This window comes from Ilumatobacter nonamiensis YM16-303 (assembly GCF_000350145.1).
In the GTDB taxonomy this organism is placed as follows: Bacteria; Actinomycetota; Acidimicrobiia; order Acidimicrobiales; family Ilumatobacteraceae; genus Ilumatobacter_A; species Ilumatobacter_A nonamiensis.
The window spans coordinates 23,097-31,733 of sequence record NZ_BAOL01000225.1 but is presented as its reverse complement, the minus strand read 5'-3'; the positions used below and the strand labels follow the sequence as shown (position 1 = coordinate 31,733).

7 protein-coding genes are annotated in these 8,637 nt (G+C 68.4%); 2 read left to right on the top strand and 5 right to left on the bottom strand.

The genetic code is table 11. From position 1 onward, the window contains the following. Nucleotides 1–33 precede the first annotated feature (33 nt). The 5 genes from ON45_RS17925 to ON45_RS17905 all read right to left on the bottom strand — a co-directional run bounded on the left by ON45_RS17925 (nt 34) and on the right by ON45_RS17905 (nt 5,070). Nucleotides 34–2,112 (bottom strand): ASKHA domain-containing protein, encoded by a 2,079-nt coding sequence (locus ON45_RS17925; RefSeq protein WP_206537727.1) that lies wholly within the window; start codon nt 2,110–2,112, stop codon nt 34–36. Between the two features lie 145 nt (nt 2,113–2,257). Beyond that, nucleotides 2,258–3,181, bottom strand: a complete 924-nt coding sequence (locus ON45_RS17920) for a methyltetrahydrofolate--corrinoid methyltransferase (protein WP_040495689.1) — start codon at nt 3,179–3,181, stop codon at nt 2,258–2,260. Further along, nucleotides 3,178–3,642: a virulence factor gene (locus ON45_RS21840; protein ID WP_051063326.1), complete on the bottom strand. Its 465-nt coding sequence runs from the start codon at nt 3,640–3,642 to the stop codon at nt 3,178–3,180. The genes ON45_RS17920 and ON45_RS21840 overlap by 4 nt, the downstream gene beginning before the upstream one ends. Continuing rightward, nucleotides 3,642–4,322: a DUF1638 domain-containing protein gene (locus tag ON45_RS17910; RefSeq protein ID WP_040495687.1), complete on the bottom strand. Its 681-nt coding sequence runs from the start codon at nt 4,320–4,322 to the stop codon at nt 3,642–3,644. The genes ON45_RS21840 and ON45_RS17910 overlap by 1 nt, the downstream gene beginning before the upstream one ends. A gap of 1 nt (nt 4,323) precedes the next feature. Further along, nucleotides 4,324–5,070: a cobalamin B12-binding domain-containing protein gene (locus ON45_RS17905; protein ID WP_040495685.1), complete on the bottom strand. Its 747-nt coding sequence runs from the start codon at nt 5,068–5,070 to the stop codon at nt 4,324–4,326. 173 nt (nt 5,071–5,243) lie between these two features. Here ON45_RS17905 and ON45_RS21835 point away from each other — a divergent pair, with 173 nt between their 5' ends. Continuing rightward, entirely contained in the window at nt 5,244–5,993 is a 750-nt protein-coding gene (locus ON45_RS21835) for an IclR family transcriptional regulator (RefSeq protein WP_051063325.1), read from the top strand. Between the two features lie 38 nt (nt 5,994–6,031). Next, entirely contained in the window at nt 6,032–8,623 is a 2,592-nt protein-coding gene (locus tag ON45_RS17895) for a helix-turn-helix transcriptional regulator (RefSeq protein ID WP_040495683.1), read from the top strand. The last annotated feature ends 14 nt before the right edge of the window (nt 8,624–8,637 follow it).

Genomic DNA, 8,637 nt, shown 5'->3' with positions numbered 1-8,637 from the left:
CCATCGGGTGTCAGACACCCGATGGTTCACGGTTCAGGTGCGGGGACGGCGGCGGCCGGTGCGACGTCGCGCCCCGGCGGCTTCGGATCGATGCTGCGCAACCGGGAGCACGGTCTCGGCCGCGAGGTTCGGCGTCGGCTCGCTGGTGTGGGGGAAGCCCATCGCGTTGACGAACAACTCCTGGAATCTCGGCTCCGTGGCGGTTTCGATCTTCTCGACCTGGCGCGCGGTCTGCTCGATCTCCCGTCGCTGCTGTGCCGACAGCAACGCGCGCACGGCACCCGCTCCCGCGGCGTTGCCGACCGAGGCGACCTGGGCGACGGGAACGTCGGGGACGAGCCCGAGCACCTTCGCGTAGAGCGGGTCGATGTGTGCACCGAACGCACCGGCCAGACGGACCGACCCGATCGCGTTCGGATCGGTCGTGCCGTTGTGTTCGCACAGCAGGTCGATCCCGGCCCGCAGCGCAGCCTTCGCGAGCTGGATCGCGCGGACGTCGTCCTGGGTGATGTTGATGTTCTCCGCCGGATCGTCGGAGTCGCCGAACAGTCGATACGAGAACGTCCGGCCGTCGGGGAAGATCCGCGCGGTCTTCTCCGGGCCGTCGGAGCGAATCGTGCCGTCGACGTCGATCAGCCCCGCGAGATACAGCTCGCCGATCACCTCGATGATCCCCGATCCACAGACGCCGGAGATGTCGAGCCCCGCGGCCTGTCCGACGAAATCGGAGTCGTCCGACCACGCTTCGGCTCCGATCACGCGGACTCGCGGCTCGAACGTGTCCCGATCGATTCGGACGCGTTCGATCGCCCCGGCGGTCGCGCGCATCCCGGCCGAGATCTGGGCGCCCTCGAACGCCGGTCCGGTCGGGCTCGACGCAGCCAACACATGACTCGAGTTGCCGAAGACGATCTCGGCGTTCGTGCCGACGTCGACCAGGAGCTGCAGCTCGTCGTGGCGATGCGGTCCTTCGGACAGGATCGCACCCGCCATGTCAGCGCCGACGTGGCCCGCGATGCAGGGCAGGAGGTACACCTCGCAGAACCGGGCGTCGACGTCGAGGTCCGTGGCACGCGTCGTGACCGCACCATCGGTCGCGAGCGTGAACGGCGCTTGGCCGAGGGGTGTGGGATCGATGCCGAGCACCACGTGATGCATGATCGGATTCCCGACGATCGTCATGTCGAGCACGGCGTCCCGTTCGAGGCCGGCTTCGCCCACCAGGTCTCCGACCATCGTGTCGAGCGCTCTGCGGATGGCGCGGGTGAGTTCGACGTCGCCCCCTGGATTCATCATCACGTACGAGACGCGCGACATCAGGTCGTCCCCGAAACGGATCTGCGGGTTCATGATCCCGTTCGTCGCCAGCACCTCACCGTTGGCGAGATCGACGAGGTGCGCGGCGATCGTGGTGGAGCCCACATCGACCGCGATTCCGACTGCCCGATCGACGTAGCCGGGATACACGGCGCAGATCGTCGACTCGTCGCGGACCGCCACCGTCACGCTGTTGTCGCCGCGCTTCGCCGTCGGAGCCAGCAGCGGGAGGAGTCGGGCGTCGATGTCGGTCGGCGTGACATCGAAGTCCCGCGTGAGCGAGGCGACGATCTGCTCGCGGAGTCCGCCGACTTCGGCGCCGAGCTCGGCAATCGGCAGTTCGACGTAGTGCAGCCGGACCATCGGATCGAGCTCGAGACTCCCCACGTCGACCGATTTGCGGACGACCTGGCGGTGCACCTGACTCGCTGCCGGGATCTCCACGACCACGTCGCCGCGTACGAGCGCGGCGCAACCGAGGCGCTGACCGTCGGCAATCGGGCGACGGCCGGTGTACTCCTCCTCGACCGAGGTCCACTCCGTGAGCGCATCGGCGTCGGACTCGATCTGCCACTTGGAGAACGACCCGGACGACGGGATCACCTGACACCGCCCACAGATCCCGCGTCCGCCACAGGTCGAGTCGAGGTCGGCCCCGACCGAGCGCGCGGCATCGAGCACCGTGGTTCCCTCAGCGACCCGCGCCGTCAGCCCCGACGGCGCGAACACCACCCGATGCACCTCCACCGTGTCGCCGTCGGCCGTCATCCCCCGCCCTCCGCGTTCCGTCGCCACGAGGGGAAATTTCGAGGGATCGAGACGCCGTGCGACCCGATCCCCCGAAATTTCCTCGACTCGGCGAACGGCACGGCGGAATTTCGAGGGATCGAGACGCCCACGGTCGGGATCGCTCGAAATTTCCGGACGGCGGGACGTGGGGTCATGACTCGGCGAGGCGGGCTCGTCGTCCGCCGCGGCGGCGGGGGGCGCCGCCGGTCTCGCCCGCTCCGGAGGGGTCGCCGCCTTCGCGTTGGGCGGAGATCCACGCGCCGCAGTCCTGGTCGTGGCCGGCGAGCACGTCGGCGGCCTTGACGATCTTCTTCACTTCGTCGTGCAGCGGGTTCATGATCGCGGACGTCATCCCGTTGCTGATCGCCATGGCCAGGAACGTGCCGGTGATCCAGTTGCGCTCGGGCAGTCCGAAGCTCACGTTCGACGCGCCACAGGTGGTGTTCACCTTCAGCTCGGACTGCAAGCGGCGCAGCAGCCGGAACACCTGCTGGCCGGCCTGACCGACCGCGCCGATCGGCATCACGAGTGGGTCGACGACGATGTCCGCCGCCGGGATTCCGTAGTCGGACGCCCGGTTGACGATCTTGCGCGCGACCTCGAAGCGGACGTCGGGGTCCTCGGAGATGCCGGTCTCGTCGTTCGAGATGGCGACCACGGCGGCGCCGTACTTCTTCACCAGTGGAAGCACGCGCTCCATCTGCTCGTCCTCACCGGTGACCGAGTTGATGAGCGGCTTGCCCTGGTACACCGCGCAGCCTGCTTCGAGCGCCTCGATGATCGAGGAGTCGATCGACAGCGGGACGTCGGTGACCGCCTGGACGAGCTCGATCGCCTGGGCGAGCAGCGCGGGTTCGTCGGCCAACGGGATTCCCGCGTTGACGTCGAGCATCTGAGCGCCACCGGCGACCTGCGCGATGGCGTCGGCCGAGACGCGATCGAAGTTGCCCTCCTTCATCTCGGCGGCGAGCAGCTTGCGACCGGTCGGGTTGATCCGCTCACCGATCATCACGAAGGGGCGGTCGAATCCGATGACGACCTCTTTGGTCGCGGAGCTGATGATCGTGTCGGTCATGGAGTGTCGCTTTCTGGTTCTTCGCTGGCGGGGGAGTGCGGCTCGGAGATCGGGTGCCCGACACCGGATGTCGGGTCGAGGCCGCCGTTCGCGACGAGGGCCTCGAGCCGGTCGCGGGGGAAATCGCCTTCGATCTCGGCGCACCGCTGATCGAGTTGGGCGGCCACGTCGCCTTCGTCGAGTGGAGCGGCAACGCTGCGCCACTCCTGGACGTAGTCGTGGGTCGACGTAAGCCCCGCCACGGCGGCCGCGCGGTCGATCGCGTGTTGGAAGCGAGCGTGGAGCAGGACCTTGTGCTGGTCGCCGCCGGCTCGGGCGGTCAGCTGTGCCGGAATGTCTCGCCACGAGATGGTGACGATCGTCGGTTTGCCCCCGCGTCGGCGTCCCGATCGGCCGGCGGTTCGCCGCTCGCGCATCGAGCCTTGGTCGGTCGCCGGATCGGTCGTGGAGTCGTCGTTCATCATCGGTGTCGTTTCAGTTGGACCATCGCCGGTTCGAGTTCGCCGTATCCGGTGCGTTCGACGATCATCGTGAGCCCCAGCCGGTCGGCCGCGATCTCGGCGGAGCGGAGCAGCGCGGGGTCGTCGGTCTGGGCGAGGTACACCAGACGGGTGTAGTTGCCGAAGTAGTCCGCCAACAACTCGGGGTGGCGGTCGAGGCCGAGACCCTGCCACACCATGCGGTCGAAGTGACGCACGAGGAAGTCCGTCAAGTAGAACGATCCGATCTCGGCATCCTGGATCTCGGCGAAACGCGGACTCGTGGCGAAGAACTGGTAGCAGTGCGCACCGTCCAGCATCTCGACACCTTCCTCGGCACACACCTGCTGAAGCAGTCCGCCGGTTCCACAGTCGGCGTAGGCCACGAAGATCGAGTCGTAGGTTGCGGCGGTCTCGCCGAGTACGCGTGCGTCGTCGACCGGGTCGATCGAATCCGCCGGCTCGGGCAGGGAGACCGACTCGTGCGCCCGGGCGCGATGGATTCGGGCGCGAACGGCATCGGGGATCTCGCTCGGACGGTTGTGCAGTGCAGCGGGAAGACACTCGACGGTCACGTCGTCGAGGCCGTTCAGCCGGACGATCTCGAGGAGTTCCCGAGCGAGTGCGCCGCAGGCGATGACGAGCGTGCGCGATGTGGTCACGTCAGGTGCGGACCGAAGGGCCGGCCGGCTCGGGGTTGCCCCGTCGCGCCATGACCAACTCCTTGGCCATCTCCGATGCGACCGCAGCGTCGCGGCAGTACGCGTCCGCGCCGATCGCGTCGCCGAACTCCTGGTTGAGCGGTGCGCCGCCGACGAGGATGATCTGGTCAGCGCGTCGGTTGCGCTCGGTGAGCGTGTCGATGACGACCTTCATGTAGGGCATCGTCGTGGTCAGCAGCGCCGACATTCCCAGAATGTCGGGCTGGTGCTCGTCGAGCGCGCTGATGAACTCGTCGACGTCGGTGTTGATGCCCAGATCGATCACTTCGAAACCGGCGCCTTCGAGCATCATCGCGACCAGGTTCTTGCCGATGTCGTGGATGTCGCCCTTGACGGTTCCGATGACGACCTTGCCGACGGATTCGGCCCCGGTCTCGGCGAGCAGGGGGCGGAGGATCTCCATGCCGGCCTTCATCGCGTGGGCGGACAGCAGCACCTCGGGAACGAAGAGGATGCCGTCGCGGAAGTCGATGCCGACGATCCGCATGCCTTCGACCAGCGCGTCGTTGAGCACCTTCTCGGCGCTCCAACCGCGGTCGAGCAGGATTGTGGTGCCCTCGGCGATCTCTTCCTTCAACCCGTCGTACAGGTCGTCGTGCATCTGCAGCGTGAGGTCTTCATCGCTCAGAGCGGCGAGATCGACGTCATCGTCGCCGGAGTTGTTTGCGTCGTTGTCGACGTCTGTCATGTGCTGACCCCCAGAGGTCGAGAGACCTGCGTGAACGTTGCCGCCCGTGCAAGTGTTCCGTCATGCGGAACCGTACCGTAGAGTGAAACAGTACGCCAGGCCCATCTGGGCCGACTCCTCTGAGCGGCGCACGAATCAAGCTACCGGCACGAGGCGGCCACAGGACAGCGGATATGGCAGGAGTGCAATCGATCGAGCGGGCATTCTCCGTCCTCCGGGTGCTCGCTCGCGGCACCGCGGGGGTGACCGAGATCGCCGAACGCACCGAGCTCCCCAAGTCGACCGTTTCCCGCCTGTTGTCCGCCCTCGAGCACGAAGGTGCGGTCGTGCAGAGCGAGACCGGCGGCGGCTATTCGGTCGGACCGGCGTTGGCCACGCTCGGTGCAGCCGGCCCGACGGCCAGTGTGCGCTCGACCGTGCGTCCGTTCATCGAGGAACTCTCGGCGATCACCGGGGGGAGCAGCGGCTACACGCTGCGTGACGGCGACAGCGCATTCTGGGTCGACAACGTGGACGACGGAGACGAACTCGTGCTGGTGGCCGACCAGACGGGTCAGTCGTTCCCACTCCACACCGTCGCCAGCGGTTTGGCGGTGCTCGCCAAACTGTCGAGCGACGAACTCGATGGGTACCTCGATCGCATGTCCGAGACCGAGACCGAGTCGATGTCCCCCGACCCGGACGAGCTCCGCCGCCGGCTCGCGAGCGTCCGCGCCGATGGAGTCGTGGTGTCACGGGAAGACATGCATCCCGGCGTCAACGCGTTCGCGGCAGCGTTCCGGGGTCCCGGAGGCGACTGGGACGGCGCGATCTACGTGCAGGGACCCTCGTTTCGATTCCCCGATGCCGGCGACGAGCAGCGTGTCGTGAAGCTGGTGGTCGAATCGGCGACGCAACTCTCGGACCGCCTGGTCGGCCGCTGATGAGTCGTTTCCGCATGGCATGACAAGATGGGCCGGGGATGGAATCAGACCGCCCTGGCGCGCACCGACCTTCGATCGTCACCGATCGCAACGCGCTCGTCGAACACGTGGTCGCGAGGCTCACCTCGCAGCCTGCGCGATCCATCGTCCTCCGGGGACCCGCCGGAATCGGCAAATCGCATGCAGCGGGACTGATCCTCGATCGGCTCGCTGAGTCGTCCACGGGCGTCGCCGTTCGTCGTGTGCATGCCGGCAGCGCGCAGCAGGCGTTGGAGTTCGGCGCGCTCCTGCACCTGCTCCCGATGGACGCGCCGCCCGTCGGTGCCGAGTTCGAGCTCGTTCAGCGTTTGCGGCGTGGTCTCGTCGAACAGGCGACACCGACGGTGGTGGGGGTCGACGACGTCGGGATGCTCGACCACAAGTCCGCCGCGATCCTCGAAGGTCTGATCCGAGCCGGGGACATCGCCGTGGTGGTCACGGAACGTACGGGGCCCGACGGCGTCCGGAACGACGATCACCACCTCTCGAACGTGTTGCGCGACAAGGCGGAGAGCATCGTGCTCGGATCGCTCGACGTCGAACCGTTGACCGACCTGCTCGTCGAGTGGGCGGGTCCCGGCGAAGTCGGCTCGCTCCACCGATTGGCGATGTTGAGCGAAGGCAACCCGCTCGCGTTGCGCGAACTGCTCGCCTCCGCCCACGCGTCATCGGCGATCGTCGAACGTTCCGGGTTGTGGCACTTGGACGACTTCGTCCCGTCGGGCCGCTCGCTCGAACAGTTGGTCGCCACGCATCTGGACCGCCTGTCGCAGACCGAATGGGACCTGCTCCGCACCGTGGCGATCGCAGGAGCGGTGCCGCGGGGGGTGCTGTCCCGGCTCGACCTCGAGGCGGTCGAACGGCTGGAGCGGTCGGGACTGGTGGCCGGCGATCCGTGCGTGCTCGTCCATCCGCTCTACACCGAGGTGATCCGCGGTCAGCTCGTCGGTCAGGAGACCCGACGGCTCTACTCGAAGCTCGCCTCGGCCGTCGGACCGCAAGATGGAGTCGATCCCGCTCGGCTCGCCGAGTGGATGCTCGATTCCGAGAGCGGGATCGACGACCGAACCGCACGGGTCGGCGCGGCGGTCGCGCTCGGGCGTTGGGAGAATCCGTTGGCGCAGCGACTGTTGGGCGCGATCGCGGAGCCCACCGCCGCCGACCTCGTACAACTCGTGTGGGCGCACGCCAACGACGGAGACCTCGGTGCCGCGCAGCTTGCCGCCGACCGGGCGATCGACGCGGCCGAGACGGAGACCGAACGAGTGGATGCGGGGCTCGCCCGCGCCGAGCTGTGGTGCCTGCAACTCGGCCGGAGCGACGACGGATACGAGCAGCTCGCCGAGCTGCGGCGCACCCTCGATCAACCGGATCAGCGTGCCCGCGTCGACGGGGCGACGGCGTTGTACATGCGGATGACCGGCAAGGGCCCACTCGCAGCGGCGTCTGCGGCCGCGGCCACCGCGAGCGATGTCACGTCCGACGCGGCGCGACTCTCCGTCGTGCTCGCCGACGCGTTCGACAAGGTGTTCGTGGGGTCCTTCGACGCCGCCGGCGCGCCGATCGTGGAGGGATACGAGATCGCGGAACGCCTGTCGTCGCCGCACGTCGCGGTGCGCCTCGGGATCGCCGACGCACTGCGCCATCTCCTCGGCGGAGACCTCCGCCGCGCGAGCGAAGTCGTCGACCGCTGGTTGCGCGCCGCCGACGTGTCGTTGGTCCGGCCGGCTCACGCCGTCTGGCTCGGTGCGACGGCACACATCGCATCGCTCACGGGGGACTACCAACGCGCCGTGTTGCGCGGCCGGGAGGCGGTGCGTGCGGCGGACCACGTCGACGACATCGGCGTGGGCGGTTTCATTCGTGGCGAGCTCCGGGCGACGCTCATCGAAATGGGGACCGCGACCGACCCTCATCGCGACGAGTCGCCGCTGGGGGGCGCGCGGGCCGAGCTTCGGCTGGCATCGTCGACCGACGTCGATGCGCTCGCGGCCGAACGCGTCCGTCGTGCGATCGATTCCGGCTATCTGCTCTGGGCGCCGTGGATCGGGTTGGAGGCGATTCGTCGTGGCCCCGCGCCCGAGACCAGCCCGATCGTGATCGACACCGCGTGCGAGATGGATGGCCCCCTGGCCCAGGCGATCTGCATGCACGCCCGCGGGATCGCCGACCGCGATGCGGGCGAACTCGCGCGGGCGGTCGAGCAGTTCGAGGCGGCAGGGGCGCACGCTCCCGCGCTGGACGCGCTACTCGCCGAGCTCGAGACCGCGCTGGAGCAGCACGGGTCGTCGAGCGGAGGAAACGTCGTCGCGTTGCGCCGACGCGCGCTGACGGCGCGTGCGCTGGCGGAGGGAATGGCGCCCACCGCGCCGCCGCGGGCAACCGACCGCCTCGTGCGGATCTGCGACGACCTCGACATGCCGAGCGATCGGCAGCTCGAGATCGCCCGCCTCGTCGCGTCCGGGAAGACGAGCAAGGAGGTCGCCGCCGAACTCGTCGTGTCGGCGCGCACCGTCGACAACCACCTCGCCGCGGTGTACCGCCGGCTCGGCCTGTCCGGCCGTCGCGAACTGACCGAGCTGTCGCTGTGACTTCGGCAGAAGTG

Coding starts and splice junctions, on each gene's coding strand:
- ON45_RS17920 (WP_040495689.1), bottom strand. CDS start 3,181: ATGACCGACACGATCATCAGCTCCGCGACCAAAGAGGTCGTCATCGGA.
- ON45_RS21840 (WP_051063326.1), bottom strand. CDS start 3,642: ATGAACGACGACTCCACGACCGATCCGGCGACCGACCAAGGCTCGATG.
- ON45_RS17905 (WP_040495685.1), bottom strand. CDS start 5,070: ATGACAGACGTCGACAACGACGCAAACAACTCCGGCGACGATGACGTC.
- ON45_RS21835 (WP_051063325.1), top strand. CDS start 5,244: ATGGCAGGAGTGCAATCGATCGAGCGGGCATTCTCCGTCCTCCGGGTG.
- ON45_RS17895 (WP_040495683.1), top strand. CDS start 6,032: ATGGAATCAGACCGCCCTGGCGCGCACCGACCTTCGATCGTCACCGAT.